General features: G+C 40.0%; 19 protein-coding genes and 1 pseudogene. 17 read left to right on the top strand and 3 right to left on the bottom strand.

What is annotated here, in order from left to right:
• Positions 1-70: 70 nt before the first annotated feature.
• The 5 genes from HMPREF0083_RS18940 to HMPREF0083_RS18920 are packed head-to-tail and all read left to right on the top strand — an operon-like array spanning position 71 to position 5,376.
• A complete protein-coding gene (locus HMPREF0083_RS18940) occupies positions 71-1,234 on the top strand; it encodes an amidohydrolase family protein (protein ID WP_021623282.1) in 1,164 nt (387 codons plus the stop codon).
• A complete protein-coding gene (locus HMPREF0083_RS18935; RefSeq protein WP_021623281.1) occupies positions 1,218-2,591 on the top strand; it encodes an APC family permease in 1,374 nt (457 codons plus the stop codon). The genes HMPREF0083_RS18940 and HMPREF0083_RS18935 overlap by 17 nt, the downstream gene beginning before the upstream one ends.
• Positions 2,592-2,606: 15 nt before the next feature.
• Positions 2,607-3,788, top strand: a complete 1,182-nt coding sequence (locus HMPREF0083_RS18930) for a M20 metallopeptidase family protein (RefSeq protein ID WP_021623280.1) — start codon at positions 2,607-2,609, stop codon at positions 3,786-3,788.
• Positions 3,785-5,134: a glutamine synthetase family protein gene (locus HMPREF0083_RS18925; RefSeq protein WP_021623279.1), complete on the top strand. Its 1,350-nt coding sequence runs from the start codon at positions 3,785-3,787 to the stop codon at positions 5,132-5,134. The genes HMPREF0083_RS18930 and HMPREF0083_RS18925 overlap by 4 nt, the downstream gene beginning before the upstream one ends.
• Positions 5,135-5,175: 41 nt before the next feature.
• Positions 5,176-5,376 carry a hypothetical protein gene (locus HMPREF0083_RS18920; RefSeq protein ID WP_021623278.1) on the top strand — a complete coding sequence of 67 codons (201 nt, stop codon included), beginning with the start codon at positions 5,176-5,178 and terminating at the stop codon, positions 5,374-5,376.
• Between the two features lie 259 nt (positions 5,377-5,635).
• On the opposite strand, the gene HMPREF0083_RS18915 is transcribed toward HMPREF0083_RS18920, so the two are convergent.
• On the bottom strand, positions 5,636-6,505 hold the full coding sequence (locus HMPREF0083_RS18915; protein WP_040303840.1) for a LysR family transcriptional regulator: 870 nt from the start codon (positions 6,503-6,505) through the stop codon (positions 5,636-5,638).
• 127 nt (positions 6,506-6,632) lie between these two features.
• Here HMPREF0083_RS18915 and HMPREF0083_RS18910 point away from each other — a divergent pair, with 127 nt between their 5' ends.
• From HMPREF0083_RS18910 to HMPREF0083_RS18900, 3 genes are all read left to right on the top strand, one after another.
• Positions 6,633-7,826, top strand: a complete 1,194-nt coding sequence (locus HMPREF0083_RS18910; protein ID WP_021623275.1) for a YbfB/YjiJ family MFS transporter — start codon at positions 6,633-6,635, stop codon at positions 7,824-7,826.
• A 90-nt stretch (positions 7,827-7,916) separates the two neighbouring features.
• A complete protein-coding gene (locus HMPREF0083_RS18905) occupies positions 7,917-10,367 on the top strand; it encodes a WG repeat-containing protein (protein ID WP_021623274.1) in 2,451 nt (816 codons plus the stop codon).
• Positions 10,368-11,061: 694 nt separating this feature from the next.
• Complete coding sequence (locus tag HMPREF0083_RS18900; RefSeq protein ID WP_040303837.1) at positions 11,062-11,505, top strand: DUF4259 domain-containing protein; 444 nt, start codon at positions 11,062-11,064, stop codon at positions 11,503-11,505.
• 359 nt (positions 11,506-11,864) lie between these two features.
• On the opposite strand, the gene HMPREF0083_RS18895 is transcribed toward HMPREF0083_RS18900, so the two are convergent.
• Positions 11,865-12,056, bottom strand: coding sequence for a hypothetical protein (locus HMPREF0083_RS18895; protein ID WP_040303834.1), 192 nt, complete (start codon positions 12,054-12,056; stop codon positions 11,865-11,867).
• A gap of 149 nt (positions 12,057-12,205) precedes the next feature.
• Here HMPREF0083_RS18895 and HMPREF0083_RS18890 point away from each other — a divergent pair, with 149 nt between their 5' ends.
• The 8 genes from HMPREF0083_RS18890 to HMPREF0083_RS18850 all read left to right on the top strand — a co-directional run bounded on the left by HMPREF0083_RS18890 (position 12,206) and on the right by HMPREF0083_RS18850 (position 18,607).
• Positions 12,206-12,655: a MarR family winged helix-turn-helix transcriptional regulator gene (locus HMPREF0083_RS18890; RefSeq protein ID WP_021623269.1), complete on the top strand. Its 450-nt coding sequence runs from the start codon at positions 12,206-12,208 to the stop codon at positions 12,653-12,655.
• Positions 12,656-12,733: 78 nt separating this feature from the next.
• The gene (locus HMPREF0083_RS18885) at positions 12,734-13,153 is read left to right on the top strand and encodes a hypothetical protein (protein WP_040303831.1); all 420 of its coding nucleotides are present in this window, start codon (positions 12,734-12,736) and stop codon (positions 13,151-13,153) included.
• Between the two features lie 78 nt (positions 13,154-13,231).
• Positions 13,232-14,293, top strand: a complete 1,062-nt coding sequence (locus tag HMPREF0083_RS18880) for a serine hydrolase domain-containing protein (RefSeq protein ID WP_021623267.1) — start codon at positions 13,232-13,234, stop codon at positions 14,291-14,293.
• Positions 14,294-14,715: 422 nt separating this feature from the next.
• Positions 14,716-15,321, top strand: a complete 606-nt coding sequence (locus HMPREF0083_RS18875; protein WP_040303828.1) for an RNA polymerase sigma factor — start codon at positions 14,716-14,718, stop codon at positions 15,319-15,321.
• Entirely contained in the window at positions 15,296-16,495 is a 1,200-nt protein-coding gene (locus HMPREF0083_RS18870) for a DUF4179 domain-containing protein (protein ID WP_021623265.1), read from the top strand. The genes HMPREF0083_RS18875 and HMPREF0083_RS18870 overlap by 26 nt, the downstream gene beginning before the upstream one ends.
• A gap of 26 nt (positions 16,496-16,521) precedes the next feature.
• On the top strand, positions 16,522-16,803 hold the full coding sequence (locus HMPREF0083_RS18865; RefSeq protein ID WP_021623264.1) for a hypothetical protein: 282 nt from the start codon (positions 16,522-16,524) through the stop codon (positions 16,801-16,803).
• A 263-nt stretch (positions 16,804-17,066) separates the two neighbouring features.
• A complete protein-coding gene (locus HMPREF0083_RS18860) occupies positions 17,067-18,023 on the top strand; it encodes a polysaccharide deacetylase family protein (RefSeq protein WP_021623263.1) in 957 nt (318 codons plus the stop codon).
• 353 nt (positions 18,024-18,376) lie between these two features.
• Entirely contained in the window at positions 18,377-18,607 is a 231-nt protein-coding gene (locus HMPREF0083_RS18850) for a hypothetical protein (RefSeq protein ID WP_148316020.1), read from the top strand.
• A gap of 17 nt (positions 18,608-18,624) precedes the next feature.
• Here the strand turns inward: HMPREF0083_RS18850 and HMPREF0083_RS18845 are convergent, their stop codons facing one another.
• Positions 18,625-19,791: an acyltransferase family protein gene (locus HMPREF0083_RS18845; protein ID WP_021623260.1), complete on the bottom strand. Its 1,167-nt coding sequence runs from the start codon at positions 19,789-19,791 to the stop codon at positions 18,625-18,627.
• Between the two features lie 298 nt (positions 19,792-20,089).
• Here HMPREF0083_RS18845 and HMPREF0083_RS18840 point away from each other — a divergent pair.
• Positions 20,090-20,536 (top strand): annotated as a pseudogene (locus HMPREF0083_RS18840) (hypothetical protein); the annotation flags it as partial.
• Between the last annotated feature and the right edge of the window lie 88 nt (positions 20,537-20,624).

Below are 20,624 nucleotides of genomic sequence, written 5' to 3'. Positions count from 1 at the left end.
TTTATTGACTTTAGTGTTGGCATGTTTGTTGCGTTTATCATTGGCAAAGCACATAAAGGAGGGTTTATTTATGAAAGAGCAATTGCAAAACATGCATGTCATTGATGTGCATGCACATCCGTACGTAGCTAATACGAAGCCATTTACTGCAGATGAGTTTATGAGAAAGTTATCGTTGTCAGTTATACCAGAAATGTTTCAGAAGCAGCAGGAACAGCAGCTGGTTTTTCCGGGGTCCAATATGTATATGCAAATCACATTACAGCGTTTAGCTCATTATTTCTCCTGTCGTCCTAATATAGAAGAAGTAGTAGAAATCCGAAATGAAAGAACAGGGGATTTTTCAAAATACACACAGGAGCTATTTCAAGATGCCAATTTGAGAGGTTTAGTACTGGATTTTGGATACCCTACACCACGGATACCGAAAGAGACGTATGACAATCTCAGCGGTATAGCATCGTGGGAAGTGTATCGAATTGAACCTGTCATGGTTCGGATTAGTAAAGAAACGACTGACTTTTTCGCTTTTATCGAACAATATCGAGCTGATTTGCAACAAGCTCTTCAGCAAAGGCATATTCTTGGGTTAAAGACAATCATTGCGTACCGAAGCGGTCTGGAGATTGCACCGGAAGATGAAAGAACAGCCGCTGCTCAGTACCCTGAGTTCCGGGAAAATGAACGGGCTAGTGTGAAAGCGTTGCGTGATTACTGTCTCCACATTGCCATGGAAATGTGTACGGAAGCCAATAAGTTCATGCATATTCATACAGGCATTGGCGATGGGGAAGTCGTATTGCCAAAAGCAAGTCCGTCCTTTCTTCTGGATATGCTACGAAACAAAAAGTATCGAGATACCAAAGTTCATCTGGTCCATGGTGGCTATCCCTGGATGGAGGAAGCTGCTTTTATTGTCAGTATTTTGCCTAATGTTTATATGGATATTTCATTGCAAACCCCGTTTGCCGGTCATGGAGTCGAGCGAATTATCTCGCAAGTATTTGAGATGGCACCGTTCCATAAAGTGATGTACGGTTCGGATGCTTTCACCATTCCTGAAATGAATTGGCTAGGAGTCCACCTCTTTAAAGAATGCCTGGAACGGGTGCTGATGGATTGGATTCGGAAAAATTATATGAATGAAGAAGTGGCGCTGCATATTGCCGAGCTTGTGCTGCATAAAAACTTTGAAAATGCATACAGGGAGCATCTTTATGAAGCAAGACAGTAGTATAGAGCTTATGCCTAAGAAACTGGGTTTTTGGCATATTTGGGCCTTAGGCGTGGGAGCTGTGATTGGGGACGGAATTTTTCTTTTGATGGGACAAGGCATCGCAATAGCGGGACCGAGTGCTATATTCGCGTACCTTATCGCCGGAATGTCCCAGTTTTGTCTCATGATTGCTCTAGCAGAAATGGCTGTTGGGATGCCGAATGCAGGCGCAATGTCCGTATGGGTAGAACGGTTCATGGGCAAGTGGTGGGGATTTCTTGCAGGCTTTACTTTTGCTATTGGCTGGGTAATTGCTGGCGGCAGTGTTGGTATCGCGCTTGGTACGATTACGCAATGGTTTTTTCCCCAGCTAACAGGTGCGTGGTGGCCTACAATATTTGGCGTCTTTTTCATCAGTTTGTTTGCTCTGCTGAATATTGTCGGCACAGAAATTGCTGCCCGCACGCAGCTTTATCTCGTATTGATACTTACTCTTGTTATGGTGGCTTTTGCACTTATCGGTATCAAGGATATTAATCTGGAGCATTTCTCCCCCATGTTTCCACATGGTGTAAGTGGTTTCTGGGCTGCTATCCCGCTTGGAACATACGCTTACCTAGGGGCGGTAACTTTAACAACAGCCGGAGGCGAGTGCCGCAATCCACGCGATTTACCTCGTGCCCTCATTTGGTCCAGTATTACCTTTTTACTTTTATATACGTTTGCTCAAATTGTTTTGCAGGGAATTATTCCATGGGATCAATTTACGATGGAAAGCTCGCCCTTTACTGAAGCGGCAGGACAGGTTTTTGGCTGGGCGGGAGCTTTGTTTATGAACGTGGCAGCCTGGATTGCAGCAGCGACCTGCATTCTAATGGGGACTCTATATGCCGCTTCCCGTATTTTCTTTGTTCAAGCGAGAGAAGGATTTTTACCTGCTTTCTTCGGTTATTTACATCCAAGGACTAAGACTCCCGTATATGGCATTCTCTTCATTTGGGCATGTTCCGTAGGATTGGTTCTGCTTGGTCATTTTAATCCGGACTTCCTGTATGTGGAGCTTTCCATGCAGCTTGTTCTTGCCTGGATGGTGTCATGGACTTTGGCGCTTATTGCGGCTGTTCTGTATCGCAAGAGAGCAAAAGAGGAGGTGGGGGCACTGCCATGGAAACAGCCATTGTATCCGTTATTTCCGATTCTTGGATTTATCGGGATTGGCATTGTGTTCTTTGGAAATTTCATCGGTTCGCCGATGACGATTGTGCGGGGAGCGATTTGGATGGGGATTTTGTATGTACTGTTTAAGAGGTTCAATAAGGCAGAGCAGTATCACCATCCTTACGAATCAAACGATTCGCATACAAATGTAAAGTAGAGAAAGGGTGAAAATATGTGGCAATGGGAAAATGCCATCACAGAGCAGTTATATAGAATTCGCAGGCATTTGCATCAGTTTCCCGAGCTATCTTTTCAAGAGTATCGAACCTGTGCCTATATCATGGAGCAATTGGGAGCTTGGGAGATACCTTATCAACAGTTTGGCAATACAGGGGTTATTGTAGATATTTACGGAGATGTAGGCCAGGGGCCGCATTTGGCTTTACGGGCGGATATTGATGCTCTTCCGATTCAAGAAGAGACAGCGCTTTCGTTTGCTTCAAGGCAGCCAGGAGTTATGCATGCCTGCGGCCATGATGGACATACGACCATGTTACTGGGTGCTGTGTACCACCTTTGGAAATATCGTTCCCGGCTTAGTGGGATGGTGCGTTGTATTTTTCAACCAGGGGAGGAAGCAGATGGGGCTGCCAAGCAAATGATCGAACAAGGAGTATTGCGTAATCCGGATATCGATACGGTGGTAGCTCTGCATTTGTGGCCGCATCTTCCATTTGGTGTAGTCGGTATTAAGTCAGAAGCCATGACGGCTTCCTGTGATGATTTTGTCATGACTGTCCATGGAAAAAGTGGACATGGAGCCCGTCCTCATCAAGCGGTAGATGCGATCGCGATTGCAGCCGAAGTGATTCGTGCTCTGCAATTCCTAGCGACCAAACAGCGTGATCCTGTCGAACCTCTTGTTATTCATGTTGGCAGGATACAGGCAGGTACCGCAAATAACATTGTTGCAGATCAAGCAAGATTGGAAGGAACCATTCGGACGACTACCCAGCATTCACGAGAGCAGGTAAAACAAGACCTTCTTACTTTTGTAACACATATAGTAGAAAGCTTTGGAGGAAAAGTTTCGCTCCGGTATGCTGATGGCATTCCTCCGGTTGTCAATGACGAACACGTATGCAGTGTGCTTGTACAAAGCATACGCAAAATGATAGGAACGGATGCTGTCCATACTTTGAAGGCTCCTTCCATGGGAGCCGATGACTTCGGATATTTTGCTCAAGAAGTTTCTGGTGCTTACTTTCGCTTAGGTATTCAAAAAGAAGAGACAGGCACATATGACTTGCATCATCCCAAATTCCAATTTGACGAAGCGATTTTGCCGATAGGTGCAAAAATCTTAACACAATTTGCCTTTGATTGGTTAACAAAAGGAGCAGAGAAGATATGATGTATACTAAAGAGCGAGTATTGCAACTTATAGAAGAGCATCAGATTGAATTTGTACGTATTGAGTTTTTGGATTATACAGGGGTTACACGAAGCCGGACTATTCGCAAAGAGAATGTGGCAAGTGCCATGGAGCAAGGTATTAACTTCAGTACGGCGATCATGAGCTTTGATATGTTTGACGAGTATATTCCCAATCCCATGTATGGCGCAAACGATGGGGATTTTTTTGCAGTTCCTGATCCTTCTACTTTTGCTATCATTCCTTATCGTAAAAACACAGCACGCATGTTGTGTGACTTGGTAGACATTAATGGTGATCCGTGGCCGGGATGTCCTCGAAATGCGCTGAAACGGATTTTGCAGGAAGTCGAAGCTCTCGTAGGCGGCAATATCTGCATGGCTTATGAACAGGAGGCGTACTTGCTTAAAGAAGAGAACGGGCAATTGGTGCCAGCGGATACTAGCCATTGCTTTTCTACCGATGGCGTTGACATTCAGGAGAACTTCATTCAAGAGTTTGTATACTCCATGGAAAAGATGGGCATAAAAACCGAACAAATTTCAAGTGAATACGGCCCTGGTCAAGTGGAAATTAATCTGAGGTATGACCAGTGCCTAAAAGCAACGGACGATCAAGTCACGTTTATGCATTTGTTTAAACAAATTGCCCGTAAACATGACATGATAGGAACATTGATGCCGAAGCCGTTCCAACATCTGGCGGGGAGCGGATTGCATGTGCATATTAGCCTGTACAACAAGGCTGGAGAAAATTTATTTAAAGATGTTGCCGATAACCGAGGCTTGGATTTATCAGAAGAAGCTTATTACTTCATTGGTGGCCTGCTTAAACACGGCCGTTCTCTTATTGCGATTGGAGCTCCGAGCATCAACTCATATAAACGAATGCAGCCGGGTACCTGGGCGCCTGCCCATATTTGCTATGGGGCTGCAAATCGCTCTGTGCTGGTGCGAGTTCCAGAAAAACGACGGGAACGAAGGTTTGAGTTCCGTGGTGCAGATGGCACATGTAATCCGTATCTTCTTTCTGTCTGCTTGCTGGCAGCTGGGTTGGATGGCATTCGCAACCGCATTCATCCAGGGGAGCCGCTTGATGTGGATGCAAGCGTGTTAAGTGAAGCCAGTATGCTTGAGAAAGGCGTGCAGTGGGGACCCCGTACGTTGGATGAAGCCGTTCAAAGCCTAAGTGAAGATACGATTTTGGCTGATACTATCGGGCGTGAAATTTGGGAGGAGTTTATTAAAGTAAAGCGAACCGAATGGAACAAGTATTGTCAGCAGGTGAGTGAATGGGAGCGCAGCATTTTTGCGCAGCGATTCTAGGGAACCGGCAGTGCAACATGTTTTAAAGGAGGTCCATCAGGATGAAAACGGATTGGACAGTATGTGTAAATGAGTGGGTAGGGCAGAATCAGGAATTTATGATAAGCTTGTTGCAACAAATGGTTCGCTTCAAAAGTATAAACGCCAACTTTATGGATACGCCAAGCAGAAGTGAGAGTGCTCAGCTGCAACATTTTATTGAAGAACAGCTGGTGTCTTACATGGGCCAAACGAATATGTAGACATTGAGTCCGTATACGAAGTTACGAAAGTATTGATTTTGTCCGTGCTGGAATGGAACGGCATATTACAGCATGACATAGCCGTTGGCAAACAAGAAATGGAATGAGACATATGTGCTATGGATGGGACGCGGAGCACAGAATCCCAGTATGATAGTAGCCGCTAGCCTATCTTTTGGGCAGGGATTGTTGCTATTGTCTAACCTGCTCTATTACACATAATCATAGTAAAAGGCATTCGATTGTTCGGAATGCCTTTTTATTGTTTCGATGTGAGCATATTAACAAACTCATGGAATGCGGGAGTTTTTACGCTGTCTTTATGATAAACATAGCTAGTTGTTACTCTCCCTTCCTTATGAGGTAAAGAATATTGTACTAATTCTTTATTCTGATTCCGTCCGTCTACTACTGATTTTGTTAGCAGAGATATACCTAAACCGGCCCTGACACATCCTACTATTCCTTCCAGGGTATTTAGCTCCATCATTTTTTCAGGAATAATCCCTTGGGAGCGCAGCCAGTCTTCCAATACTTTGCGATAAAAGCAGCCTGATTTAAAAACGATAATATTTTGTCTTCTTAAATAGTCTGTGTCTTCTATATTTGATGCATGATTACTATTACATATAATGACTAGTTCCTCTTCGAAGACGTCTATTCCATCCAGTGCCGGATGGTTTACCTCACCGCCAATGAATGCACCTTCAATTTCACGGTTTACCACTTTCTTTATAAGTTGATCTGTACTATCTGTTTGTAAAACCAATTCTACCGCAGGATATTTCTTATGATAAGCAGAAAGAAGCGGGGGCAGTCTCACAGCAGCAGTCGTTTCCATCGCCCCAATTGTAAGCGTCCCGGTTGGGAATTTCGGATATGTAATCTCTTTTTTTGATTCATCCATTAACTGTAGTATTTTTTCTGCGTAGCCTAGAAGCGTTTTACCAGTTGAAGTAAGAGAGACACCATGTCTATGACGATAAAAGAGTTGCGTACGGTATTCCTTTTCCAAACGTTGAATCTTTACGGTAATATTCGATTGAACAAAATTTAATTTCTCGGCTGCCTTTGAAATGTTTTGTTCTTTGGCGACTACGCTAAAAGTATATAGATCTTCAAGATTCATATTGCTCCCCTTATTTATCCTGATATCATTTTTTTTGATGGTAAACATAGAAAAACATCATTTTACTTATTGATTTTACTACGATTATGATAAATGAAAACAATATATTCATTGGAGAGGGTTATCAATGCGACATAAAACACATATAAAGAATCCAATTATTCCCCTTGTAGGAGGTATTATTTCGCTCATGGTTGCGATGGGGATTGGCAGGTTCGCTTATACCCCTATTTTACCTATTATGCAGAGTCACAGTCATTTTTCTGAAACAATCGCTGGCTACCTTGCATCCTCTAATTATCTGGGCTATCTTCTCGGGGCTTTATCTGCCAGCATGTTTGCCTGGCGTAAGGGAAAATCATTTTATGTAAAAGTATATTTGGTTATAAACATCTTAACGACCATTCTTATGGGAACAACGGAGAACTTTATATATTGGTCTATTTTACGGTTTGTGTCTGGTTTTAGCAGTGGTGTTGTCTTTGTGTTTATTGCCGGTATTGTTTTGGATTATTTAGAGCAACGAGGCCGTACGATGTGGTCAGGTTTTTTTTATAGCGGTGTAGGAATCGGTATTTTTTTGACTGGATTGATTGTACCCGTTTTAAATGATTTTTTGGGGTGGCAGTGGACATGGGTAGGCTTAGGCTTTATAGCTATGTGTATGGGTGCTTTTCCACTGTTATTAACACGGGATGCTCCCAACTTGACCAGAGCAGAGCAGTCGGCGAAGCAGATTGATGATTCTGCGAGAAAAAAAGGCTTATTAATCGGGCTGATCGTCTCATACGGGTGCGAAGGAATGGGCTATATTGTGAGCGGTACATTTCTAGTAGCTATGGTAGGGGGAATCCCAGGCTTAGGTACCCTTTCGGCTTTAAGCTGGGCTTTTGTAGGTGTAGCCGCCGCGCCTTCCTGTTGGATATGGTCAGTAATCGCTAAAAAATACAGCAATATAGCCGCATTGTATGCTGCTTATATCGCCCAAATGATCGGTATTATATTACCTGTTGTATTTCCAAATACTATAGGAGTGTTAGCGGGTGCCCTTTTATTTGGAGCGACATTTATGGGCATCACCATGTTGACAATAGCGGAAGCACGCAGTGTTTTTCCGCAACAAAGCAGTAAAATCATTGGCTATTTAACGGTTGCCTATGGTATTGGGCAAATTATAGGACCTATCATAGCAGGTGTACTAACGACAAGAACAGGAAGTTATAACAGCGCTCTTCTCTTTGCATCTATTACTTTGCTAAGTGGAATGCTTTTTTTGTCAGCCAAATATATAAGAAGAGTGTTGCAACGAAACCTGGAATGAAGCCTCATCGGGCTACATTCCAGGTTTTTCTTATATAACGCCTAGTACCGACATAGGAATAAAAGAAAGAATCCGAGAGGTGGGAAAGAGATGGACGCTACGCTTATAGCTTTAGTGAGGAGGCATCTGCCTCCAGGCGCTGAGCTAAGTATAGTGAAGGAACCTTATCGAAAAGTGGCTGTTTGTGTGGCTAATATGGATGGTGACAGTATTCCGGAAATTATAGCGGGATATAAATGGGAGGGTCATCCATATGTAATGATCATAAAGCATTACAATCATGTCTGGTATAAAGCGGCAACAATAAAAGGACCAGGCTATGATATCACGTATTTAAATACGGCTCCAATCACAGGTGAGAAAGCGATGGACCTTCTCATCGGTTGGCAGATAGGGGCAATCTGGTCTGAACTTAACATTTTTACGTATACAGACGAAACACTCAATAAGATAGTCAGTGGGGTATATTACAGCCGAATTGAAGTGGAAGATATGCCCGGAAAGAACGGGAAGGATGGAAAATCTGAAATCGCATTATGGCATCATGATACAGGAGAGGCATATCGGGTGGAAGTCTATCGCTGGGAGGATGGAAAGCTGATTTCGGCACCTGATGTATACCCATACTATTTTAAGAAGGTTGTCGCTTATTATGAAGAAAAAGTAAAAGAAAATCCACAGGCAGCATTTTACTGGTACTATCTTGCTGATGCATGGCTTAAGGCAGGGATGCCACAACGGGCCTTGCAGGCTGTTGATATTGCTCTTGCCCTGCATTCCACATATCCTTCAAAAAAAGAACTGCTTGCTTTAAAAGAACAAGCACTGAGAAAAAACAGAATGAGACGCATATCATTGTACCCTGCCAGAGTTAAGGGAGTCGGGGGGACGAAGTGGGGATATATCAATTCCGCGGGTCGTTTTATTATTCTGCCGGAATATAGCTATGCCTACCCTTTTCAGGAGAACAGGCTGGCTATTGTGGAGAAGAAAGGAGGCTACGGCATTATTAATGAAGCGGGTCGATTTATTGTAGAGCCGAAATATGATTTTATTCAGCCATTCTTTGAAGGGCTTGCGATAGTACAGGATAAATCCGGAGCGAGAATAATCGATCAGCAGGGACAGGAAATTACCACCAAACCGTATGCATATATCGCTTCCTTTCAGGAAGGAAGGGCCGTATTTCAAAATTATAGGATGCAGTATGGCTATTTGGACGCGAAGGGGCGGGAGATTATTCCGGCAATCTATGTGTATGCGAATGATTTCTGGAAAGGGTATGCGGTTGTAAAAGTAAAAGAGGGCCAATATGCTTTACTTAATGAAAAAGGGGATGTCGAAGAGCATTATTCATATGCTTTTGTCGGCAGTCAAGGAGACGGGCTTTTGGCATTTCAAGAAGTGGAGCAAGGAAAGTATGGTTTTATGGACAAAAATGGCCGGGTTGTACTTCCTCCCAGCTATACGAGTGTACAGCCTTTCCAGAAAGGAAGAGCGATTGTAAATGTTGCGGAGGATTACCATAACCGATATGGTGTAATTGATAAAGCAGGTACGTTCATCATTAAGCCACAATACAATAGTATCGAAACGCTGGGTGAGGAACGGTTTGCTGTTGGCATACCAATAGATAAAGACAGACCGTTCATCGGCTCAAAGTATGCGATTTACGATTCGAATGGAAATCAGCTTACTGATTTTGTGTATAGAGATGTTTTGCCTTATAAAGAAAGGCTAGCCTCTGTCCATAATGATACGGATACCTTTTTTATAAATACGAGTGGACAGAGGGCAAGAGGCTGGCCGATTGTCGCAGGTACGGGAACATTGTCTTTGGAAGGAGACGTGATTAAGGCGAACATTGATCAGCGGATTTCGTATTTGAATAAGGCGGGAGAGACGGTATGGAGAGAGAATACGATAATTCCCCTGCAGGGAGCGTACGAGGTGCAGGAGAAAAAATACAAACCGAATAAGGACTATCTTGTCTATTATCCACAAATATCGGGAATGGCAGATAAAAACATTCAGGCGTCTGTCAATACGAAGCTGAAGAAGCTGTCAGAGGTAAAGCATATTCCTGCTGATGTACAGCTTGATTATAATTATTTCGGTGACTTTGACATTCCGTTTTTTAGAAAGTATTTGCTTGTATTTAAGCTTGCTGCTTACAATTATCCATTCGGTGCAGCTCACGGTATGCCGACAGAAATCTATCCTCACATCGATGTCGTAAGCGGCCGATTTTATGAGCTGAAAGATTTGTTTAGAAGGGACGCCAATTATGTAGCGGTATTAAGCGCTATTATTGAAAAACAAATTAAAACGAATGAGAAATATTCCTATGTGTGGCAGGATCAATACAAGGGAATCAAACCTGATCAACCTTTCTACGTAGATGATGATGCGCTGTACATTTATTTCTATCCGTATGAAATCGCTCCTTATGCGGCCGGATTTCCGACCTTCCGTATCCCGTATAGCGAAATTATGACTATTATTGATACGAAGGGAGCCTTCTGGCAGTCTTACCATTGAAAATCCAAGAGAAGGAAAGCCATTTATGGTATTGTCACATCGCCGTCAAGCTAGGAGCAATAACTACCCTAAAAGTGAAAAAATGCGCTATTCTATAAGGGATGGCGCATTTTTTATGACTGCTTCTGTATCTTAGCCGTTACTATAATTTGTATGGAGCAGACTCCTTTTTCAACATCGGATTCACGGAACGATGTTAAATCGGTAGATTTTTCCTCCGATTCCTTGTATAATGGGAATGTACGTTCTGTGGAAAGGAGATAGATGCGCCCTGCGCTCCAGCAGAAGAAAAGCAAGTGTGTCTTTTTCTCGTCTCTGATTTTCTTCGTCTTTTTCTACCTCCTACCACAAAAGTTTGTTGATTTTCCAAACCAGATGTATATAAATTAGATTTTATTTCACTGAAAGTAAAGATCAGGCATGGCGGGTCTATCAAGCTATTGCCCGAGGAACAAGTCAGGGAGCATATTGTCTATATAATCTGGGGCGGAGTGGACAAGCTCAAGGCTGTCGCCGCCAAAGCCAAAGGAGAGAAATCGATATTGCTGTCGAACTTGTACAGGCTGCAATAGACAAAAGGTAATGGCTATGCAACAAATAGGAGTAAAAAAGATTACACGTATCTAAGGCGTACCTATATACCAAAAAATCCATTATAATGGAACAAATCAAAAATGCGGAGGATGTGAACAGAATGGGAGCATGGGGTACAAGTGTTTTTGAAAATGATAGCGCATGTGACTTTATTTTGAATGTAGAAAATAGCCCTACTGTAATAACAGATGAACTTGTTAGGATTCGTGAAATTGTTGAAGAAGAGGATTATTTAGAAGTTGATGAAGGAAGTTCTGTACTTGCTATGGCTGAACTTGTTTTAAATTCTTTCGGTGTCAATCCTATACATGAAATTGCTAAAAAAATAGATTTTACTTTGATCAAAGAAACAGTAACCTTGACTTTTTTGAACCAGCTTATTTCATTGCTAGAACTAGCGTTGGATGTTGACAACCACAATCGGTCAGAGCTTTTTGAATTATGGGAGGAGGCTGATCCAAAAGATTTTGCTGAATGGAAAAATATTTCTTTTGATTTGTTAGAAGGTATTAAAAAGATTAGGGATGAGCAATTTGCAAACTGAGGGTTATAGCATCATGACCATGATATAGCATCATGACCATGAGATCCAGCCCAAATATATAACCTTACAACCTATTTTTACCTATTTGAAGTCTTGAAAATACATAGAAGCCGGTACTTTGCTGTCTATTTGAGTATAATGGGCCTTGATTTTTCGGACATAAAGAAAGACTCGCTTTCCTTTTCCATTTCCGCCTGCTCAAGCTGCTATATACATCTGATTTGATAAATTGACACATTTTTGTGGTGAGAGGTAAGAAAAGAAGGACGCATACGGCGTGCGTCCTCTTTGTTTTTCTGTGTGGAGCGTGTGTACCTTCTTTCTTCCGATATATGGATAATCAACAGGTGTGGTGTAATTTATATAGATTCTTGTTTTGCGTCTTTTTTTGTAGGGTAATTAGGAACAAGCATGAAACCAATGAGGCAGAGCCCAAATGAAATCAAAGTAAAGATATAACGGAACTCATAGGACTGGAAAAATACAGCCTTAACCATCATGAGTACAAAACCTAAAATAATAAGAAATTTACCGATCAATTGTTTTGACACTTCTATCCACTCCCATTCTTTATAGAGCAATATTAGCAATAATTACCTTTAATGTAAATTCAGTGTAATTATTTGTCAGCAATGATTCTCTGATGGTTGTTGACATATTGCTTTATTTTTAAGTAGAATAAAATATTGAGGTGAGTAAAATGAATGCGGAGTTTATAGCCTGTGTTAGAGAAATAAATGAACTTGAGTATGCGTGTAATTCTATGCTAACCAAAGAGTATGAAAATTTATTGGACGAAAGTATTACCAATAGCCAAATTATCATGCTCAATCATATTAATCATTATGGTCGCATTCTCACTGGAGATATCTCGAAACTCATGAACATTAGCCCAAGCGCTGTAAGTCAGACATTAAACAGGCTGGAAAAAAACGGATACATTAAACGCTCCATCAACCCCAGCAATCGCAGGGAAGTTTTTGTTGAACTGGATACTAAGGGAATTAAATATATAAAAATTAATGAAGAAATTGAACTATCAATTATTGAACGTTTTTATTCTAAGCTCGATTTAGCAGATATTACAGCACTGAGGGATATTATGTATAAATTAAAGCGAATCATAGAGGAGGAGCAAAAGAGCAGGTAATTTTTTTTGTTTAATATTTAAGTTAAATAAAATATTTATTATGGTTAATTTTAGAGATGTGTAATGGGAGTGATATATATGAGATTTTTTGAGATGTTTCTTATGTTCTTGAGTATTGGCGCATTGTGGAAAATAATCTGGCTTCGAAATCGCCCAACGAATATTGTATTGTGGGGAATTTCGTCTTTATTTGTTATCATCGGTCTTTGCCACTTAATTTTGGAAGGATGGCGCTGGCAGATGGGATTAGTGTATCTCAGTGCCATATTTGTATTGTTTAAATATGGGTGGTATGTGCGCCATGTTCCTACTAAAAATGTAAAAGGAAGGTTGAAGCCTGTATTACTAAGTCTATTTGCGTTACCTTTTAGTATAGCAGCTGTATGCCTACCCTTAATTTTTCCGGTATTCACGTTTGAACCCCCAACAGGTCCATACAAGGTGGGGACTATAACATACACCTGGACGGATATTGTGCTTTATGGATCGGCATCTTAAAGGGGAAAAAAATAGTTCATGTGAACTTATTCCACAGCAATATCCAGGAACTCGTATTCAAACTAGAGGTGATGTTGAATGAATACAGAATTGTTAAGCATTCTAGACAAATCGACTCGACAAATGCTCCAGCAATATATAGACAAACGAAAATATGCTGTCTTATCGATTGGCATCATTAATCAATCCAAGCAGGAAATTTTCGGTTTCGGAAATTCACTTCTAGAAGATAAAGTATCTTATAAAGATATCGTATATGAAATTGGATCGTTGACAAAGGTATTTACTACCTCATTGCTGTCTTTATTAGTAGAAAAAGGTGTAGTCTATCTAGATGATTCAATAGGCAAGTATGAGCAAACCTTACAGATTGAACATCCAGTTACACTCAAACACCTCTCGACGCACACGTCCGGGTTGCCGTCAATATCACTGATCAAAACAATCATGAACCGATTTGACAAAAAAACATACCGCGATCCTTATTGTTTGTTTGATGTTCAGGAAGCCATTACGTATTTAAGTAGGGTACCACCTAGTAGAGTTGGAAAGGTTTTTCGTTATTCCAATGAAGGGATGGGATTACTTGGAAGATGTTTAGCGCAAAAACTTGGAACAGATTTAGAGAAAGCTCTGCTTGAGTTCATCTGTCAACCTCTTGGTATGCAAGATACAGCTATAAGATTATCACCTGATCAAAGAAATCGATTAGTTCCGGGATACGCAGGTAAAGATGTGAATCAGCCGGAATTAGCTATGAAGGTGTTTGAAGGAGCTGGAGCGCTGCGTTCTACCGTTACTGACATACTTCAATTCCTCTCGGTATACCTGGGAATATGTACCGATCATCCAATGAGTAAACCATTTCATGTCACCCAGCAGGAGCATATTAGCCAAGGAAAGAACTTTGGAGTTGGATTAGGCTGGATAATCGATAAAAGGAACGGAATCATATGGCATAATGGCAGCACTCATGGGTATTCTAGTTTTTTAGGCTGTGATCCCTGCAATTCCATTGGAGTAGTGATTCTATCTAATTACCGGCCAAGACTAATGGACGATACGCTAAATCGAATTGGCTATGAGATTCTTACACAAATACGAGAAAATAGGGGTACAGCCGCATCGCCATCAAGTTAATATTTTATTGCACCCCCAAAGCAAAAAAATGCGTTATTCTTTCTCTATTATACATAGAAAGGATGGCGCCTTTTTCGTTTTTGGAATATGGTTTTGTCTTACCTTGATGGCGATCAGGGTACCAGTGTAACTGATATCAGGGACAAATGTATATGAAATTACAAAAAGTAACTACCGTGTTTTTCTTAGATAATGGAAAAAGGCACTCAGTGAATATGGGTGCCATCATTCACCTATGAACTCATCTTACTGTCCTTTCATTTACCTAAAAACTCAATATACGTTATTTACGTATTCAGGCTGTTCCATGTAGTCGGATGAATAAAGTCTCAAAAAATATTTAGGATTTTATTGATTGATGTCACAAAATGGGCTGTTCATATCGTTATAGTTATGTAACGGGCATACAGGGAGGTGATCAGTTGGAACAACTAAACCCTAGGGCGAAGGAAGAGGACAACGATACAATGGATATCGAATTCGTCGTAAATCGAGTGAAATCTGGTGATAAACAAGCATACGCCATTCTTATTCGCAAATTTGAAAAGAAAATCTACACGTATTGCTACTGCATCCTGAAGAGTCGCGAAGAAGCAGAAGATGCCCTACAGGAAATATTTATCAAGGCGTATCAAGATATAGACCGTTACGAGGAGCGAGAGACCTTTTCTGCATGGCTCTACAAAATTGCATATCATCACTGTTTGGATCAGATTCGAAAACAAAGCCGCTGGCAACGGCTCGTCTCACTTTACCAAGAGCAGCAGACTCTATTTTATGACAACTATAATAAGCAAGCGGGTATTGAACAAGCCATTCATGAATTGCTTATGCCCCTTAACCGGGAAGAGAAGAATATCCTGTTACTCAAAGTGGTTGAGCAATACAGCTTCGAAGAGATAGGCCAGATTATGGATTGCAAATCGGCAACGCTGCGTAAGAAGTATGAACGGCTTCGCAAAAAGCTACACCAGCAAAAAATGTATAAAGGAGGAGTGGCAAGTGGAGAAATTGCCAAATCAAACTGACTCTCAAGATTTGATGCACATCCGGCACACCATTCAAAGCATGGAGATGCCAGTGGATAGCTTCAGTAATAAAATTATGAATCGACTCGAAGAAAAAAATAGGAGAAGCAGCAAAACGAAGCGTATGAAAAAAACGTTGGTGGCTGCATCTACGGCAGCGGCATTAGGAGCTGGTATTATCGGAAGCGGTTTTGTTTCACCAGCAATGGCCGAATCGTTGGGAAATATTCCATTGGTGAGTAACGTCTTCAAGCTGGCGGGAGACCTCGGCCTGCGGACTGCTCATGAGAAAGGATTAATAACAGAAGGAAATCAGAGCGATACACAGGATGGCATTACGATAAGTGTGCCTCAGGTGATGTATGACGGGACGCGTGTCTCCATGGCGATTCATCGGAAAGCACCAGGCCTGACAAGCTATCTTAATGGAAGTCATGTGAATACAGACGGTGAGGTTATTTCGGAGCCTGAAGGCACAAAAGGTACAATCCGGCGTGTTGATCTGTTTATGAACGGGAAGCCCCTTACTCACTTATCTGAGTCACTTGCACGTCAAATTAACGTTGGATGGGGTCCTGGTGTGGATAAGGATTCCGCCATACTCAGGTTTTCTGATTTGTCCAATCAAGGACTTGGTGATCCGGCCTTCCCTGATCAATTCGATTTAACCATGAAACTTACGTTAGAAGGCGTTAACGATCCGTTTACAATCAATGTTCCGGTCAAGAAGAGCATTAACAATAATATTGTATTGTCGTCTGGTATAACTAAAGAGTTCGATCATATCCGCGTGACCCTGGAAAAAGCAGAACTCTCCCCGAGCACAACAAGAGTGTCTATTATTGAAGATGGGACATCCAATGAAATCCCTAAAAGATATAAGGATGATAAAACAACAATATTACAATTGGGTTACGATGTGTTTGATGATCATGGAACTAGATTGGAACTTTTAGGTGGTCAAGGCAACGATGAAGGATCCAAGCGTTACACATACAAGGATTACACATATGAACCATTTAAGGTGACGCCAAAATCTTTCACAATTAAACCATTTTTGCATGTGTACAAAGATAAAAATGAAAACCATGGTGAATTCTTACTGGATAGTAATGGTGAACCGGTCAAAGAGTACATTAAAGAATTGGAAATGGCTATACCGGTTACAGAATAACGCATGACTAAATTACGGGTGAAGAAGTGGATAAAGCAGTGTTGAAAGCAGCAGAAGATACATTTGTAGGCCTGAATTGTTTGGGCTTACAAAAAGAACCGTTGAAAGCTTCTTCTTTGACAGTTAAGGATGGCAAAGAAGTATATACGCTTACATTCAGCGACTCTGATACTCCAGTATTTATTGATGTGGAAAAAGGAACGAATAAAGTCATGAACGTCTATGCGAGTGAACTTGAGAATACTACAGCGGAGTATCCAACTGTGTTTTCAAAAGGCCAATTCTATGTTTTCGGATATGAGGAATAGAATCTTATTGCACCGTTTCTATTGCTTCTAGAGGGAATATTTTCACGCTTTTTAGATAAGCGAAAATTGTGCTTGCAAGTCACACCAATAGGAAAGGAAAACCATAGTTGACATCTTGGATTTGATATATGGTCCCATACAAAAATTGTATAAGGAACTGCAGATAAAGACCAGGTGGCCTTATTTTTCTATACAAAAAGAGATTTAGTAATAAAAATTTAATAGTGTGAACCAAGCAATATGTTTATTTATCTAATGGATAGATGATGAAAACAACTTATAAGGAATTGGAGAGAGAGCTTCCCATCGGCGAACACAAAAACGAAAGAATCGTCATAAGGAGTAGATGGGTAGGCAGCTATATGAGAGAAAAAAAACGATGGACAAACCTGTTATTTGCTTTAATAGCTATTTTTATTTGTACTTTGTTGTATCCGCAGCTCACACCACATACTCACTATGAGAACAAGGTACTTGTGCTCACCTATCATCATATTGATGAAAAGATAAAAAGTGATGCTACGATTACACCGAAACTTTTCGAACAGCATATGAAAAAACTGAAGAAGTACAACTACAATGTGATTTCGATGGATGAATTTATTGCCTTTATGAAAGACAATAAAAGCGTGCCGCCGAATGCCGTTCTTCTTACGTTTGATGATGGCTATAAGAGCTTCTATTCGAAAGCATACCCAACCCTACTAAGGTACGGCTATACTGCTACAAATTTTGTCATTGTAAGCGCAACTGATATACCAAATCCAAAGGCGCTTCCACACCTTACTTGGAAGGACATGCGGGAAATGAAACGAAACGGCATGAGCTTTTATTCCCATACATATGACCAGCATACGCTCTGCAACGCAAACGAGCAGCGAGAAACAAAGCCTGCGCTCATAACACCAATATACAAAGAAAAAGAGAAAAGGACGGAGACCGAAGGTGAATATCAACATCGTATAAAAGAGGATATTCAGTTTGCAAACGAACGCCTGGAGCAAGAATTAAACAACCATGAATCCCTCCTCTGCTTCCCATTTGGTGCGTATAACGATACTGTATTAAAAATAGGAAAAGAGAATAATATTCGCCTCTTTTTTACAACCCAAGAAGGAATAAATAAAGCGCGCCAAGAAAAAGTCCTCCGAATTAATGCTGGAGCTCCAAATGTGTCAGCAGAAGAACTGATAAAGAAGTTGGAGAGCTATGATGAATAAAAGTTGCTTCAAATGATTTTATATTTTCCTCCCTATATGGATTCCCAGTATATCGCCATTAAGCTAACAAAAAGAAATGCCCCAAAACCAAAAAATAAGCTGAATTCTCATTTTTTTGGTTTTGGGAACAACAAATTTTTTAACTTGATGGATGTGCTTGGTCAACCGCTCCTACCTTTTTGTATAGGCGGTAGGGAACGCAGTACGGGGTTAGGTAATGGAAAGGCGACGTTGGCCTACACACCACTATCATCATTGATGAGATAGGTTATGCTCAATCAACGGAAATTGCTGAGGTATTAGGCTATAACTTAAAATGGAAACAAACTACTCTTCAGCCAGAATTGAAGAAATTGAATATTATTGCAAACAGAAGTCGGGAGAATGATCAGCTTTTTCTGGTGGAACTTAGCGATAGACTAGAAGAGGAGATCGGAAATTCAAAAGAATATACAGATGCTTCCTTAAGCTTTGATAAAAAAACAGGAGAATTGCTTTCATTTGGTATACAAGCTAAAGCATGGGCATCCGAAAAATTGCCTTCCCGTCAGCTAGCACAGGATATGAAAATTATGCGCTTTTAATTTTTTAGTAAATTTTATCATTTGAAAAACTTTCCTGTCAAATATTTTGAAAATCGTATTCCATTCAAGTCTACATATTTATACATTAAATAAGATATAAATATTAACGCAGTGAAAGATAAAATAAAACTATATAAAAAGCTTATATTATATGAAATACCGAATTTGTAAAATAACTTAAATAAATAACAGGATAGGGATCCTAAAAAAATGAGATGTAGTAAATAAATAGAATAAGATAATTGGCCGAGGAATTTAAAAGGAGTGCTTTCAAAAGTTTTTTGGAGAATTTTTGAGTTTAAGATCATTACCATGATTAAAAAGGCAGCTATAATATGGAAGAATATAGCTTGATTTATCCCTAGATAATCAAATAATCCCCATTTAAGGTACTGATGAATATTACTTCTTTTTTCATCATATGTTCCAAAGAATATTGATAAAAGAAACATAAAGCATAAAATAGATTTTGACTTTATAATAAAAAACTTTTTAAAATTATAATCAGTTTTAGAATTATATACATCGCTTAGGAAAACGCCTAAAATAAAAGCAATATAATAAGTCTTAATAAAAACAATACCTAAAATTAAATACAAGAAGAATCGTTTATTGCTATGACCTAAAAATGCCAATATGCTAAAGACTAAAATTGATCCATAAAATTCGTATTTAAGAGTCCATAAAACTGCGTTATAAGACTCTTTACCAAATATAAATACACCATAGATTGTCTGATTAATTACGTCCCAGAAATTCGGTTCAATTTGCCATAGAAGAGCCAACCATCTTGAAGATAGTGTAATATCACTCACTTCTTTATTAAAATAAAACTCCATTTCAACAAAAACATATGACATTATAAGTACGAAAAAAATCGGAATTACCAAACGGAAATATCGTTTTACTATGGCAGGAATTAGCGTGAATTCACCATTATATTTAAAAAATTTATAACTTAATACATAGCCACTCAGTATAAAAAAGATACAAACAGCATAATTACCAGCATAAAACATACTAAAGGGAAACTGTGAAAAATAGTACTCGATCTCAGGCTGCAAGTGAACTTTTTTTGGATTATTTTCATATACTCCTGGATAGAACCCCCGGACATAATGTGAAAACACAACAATTAATGCAGCTAGTCCACGTAATCCATCTAAATAATTTATTTTATTCATAATCGCCCCCTAAGGTAAATACCCCCTATATAGTAAAATATATTATAATTTTTACAAATATATGTTACATTTTGTTGAAAAATAGTAAAATAAAATTAAAATTCGATATAAATCAGGTGATATCGACCCTACGTATTTACGAGAACGCCAAACGCAAAGCTGTGTGCTAGCTGTGGTCAGCCTAAATAATAGTTGATGTCTGAAAATGAAAGGTAAGTGTAAGATGAATCGGCATAATTGTCCTTGTTGTGGCTATCCCACACTAGAGGAAAGACAAGATTAGGAATTATGTAATTGGGAAGATGATGGACAAGATGATCCCCACGCAGATAAAGTTTGGGGCGGTCCAAATCAAGACTATTCACTTACAGGGGCTCGAGAGAACTTCAAAAAACACTACATCATGTATAGAGATAGACGAAGAATCTTGAAGCAAACGGATAAAGAAATTCAAACAAAGAAAAGTTTAATTAATGCATTTGAAAAACTTAAAACCGCAAATTATGAATCTGTTCAACAACTATGGCAGGAAATCGACTCCTTTGAAAAGGTACTAGATGATATTGTTCACGAAAGTACAGAACGCTACAGCAATAACATAGAGAAAAATCAAGAAATCATAAACCTATATAAATCGCGATTAGCTTTTCTACATACTTATGTCTCCCAAAAGTTGTCTATACGGGTGCTAAAACCAACGGATAAGGAGACGATACGTAATGAGAACGTTAAGAATCACCTGTAATCATGGTTGGACAGTTGAAGCGCTACGCACATACGAACGTACATTTCAAATCGCGAGGCATCGCCATCGTGTCATGGCGGTTCGTCTG

Source organism: Aneurinibacillus aneurinilyticus ATCC 12856 (assembly GCF_000466385.1).
Taxonomy (GTDB): domain Bacteria; phylum Bacillota; class Bacilli; order Aneurinibacillales; family Aneurinibacillaceae; genus Aneurinibacillus; species Aneurinibacillus aneurinilyticus.
Note: the sequence above shows the minus strand (reverse complement) of the source record. Positions and strands in the feature narration are given on the sequence as shown.

Coding starts and splice junctions, on each gene's coding strand:
- HMPREF0083_RS18940 (WP_021623282.1), top strand. CDS start 71: ATGAAAGAGCAATTGCAAAACATGCATGTCATTGATGTGCATGCACAT.
- HMPREF0083_RS18935 (WP_021623281.1), top strand. CDS start 1,218: ATGAAGCAAGACAGTAGTATAGAGCTTATGCCTAAGAAACTGGGTTTT.
- HMPREF0083_RS18930 (WP_021623280.1), top strand. CDS start 2,607: ATGTGGCAATGGGAAAATGCCATCACAGAGCAGTTATATAGAATTCGC.
- HMPREF0083_RS18925 (WP_021623279.1), top strand. CDS start 3,785: ATGATGTATACTAAAGAGCGAGTATTGCAACTTATAGAAGAGCATCAG.
- HMPREF0083_RS18920 (WP_021623278.1), top strand. CDS start 5,176: ATGAAAACGGATTGGACAGTATGTGTAAATGAGTGGGTAGGGCAGAAT.
- HMPREF0083_RS18915 (WP_040303840.1), bottom strand. CDS start 6,505: ATGAATCTTGAAGATCTATATACTTTTAGCGTAGTCGCCAAAGAACAA.
- HMPREF0083_RS18910 (WP_021623275.1), top strand. CDS start 6,633: ATGCGACATAAAACACATATAAAGAATCCAATTATTCCCCTTGTAGGA.
- HMPREF0083_RS18905 (WP_021623274.1), top strand. CDS start 7,917: ATGGACGCTACGCTTATAGCTTTAGTGAGGAGGCATCTGCCTCCAGGC.
- HMPREF0083_RS18900 (WP_040303837.1), top strand. CDS start 11,062: ATGGGAGCATGGGGTACAAGTGTTTTTGAAAATGATAGCGCATGTGAC.
- HMPREF0083_RS18890 (WP_021623269.1), top strand. CDS start 12,206: ATGAATGCGGAGTTTATAGCCTGTGTTAGAGAAATAAATGAACTTGAG.
- HMPREF0083_RS18885 (WP_040303831.1), top strand. CDS start 12,734: ATGAGATTTTTTGAGATGTTTCTTATGTTCTTGAGTATTGGCGCATTG.
- HMPREF0083_RS18880 (WP_021623267.1), top strand. CDS start 13,232: ATGAATACAGAATTGTTAAGCATTCTAGACAAATCGACTCGACAAATG.
- HMPREF0083_RS18860 (WP_021623263.1), top strand. CDS start 17,067: ATGATGAAAACAACTTATAAGGAATTGGAGAGAGAGCTTCCCATCGGC.
- HMPREF0083_RS18845 (WP_021623260.1), bottom strand. CDS start 19,791: ATGAATAAAATAAATTATTTAGATGGATTACGTGGACTAGCTGCATTA.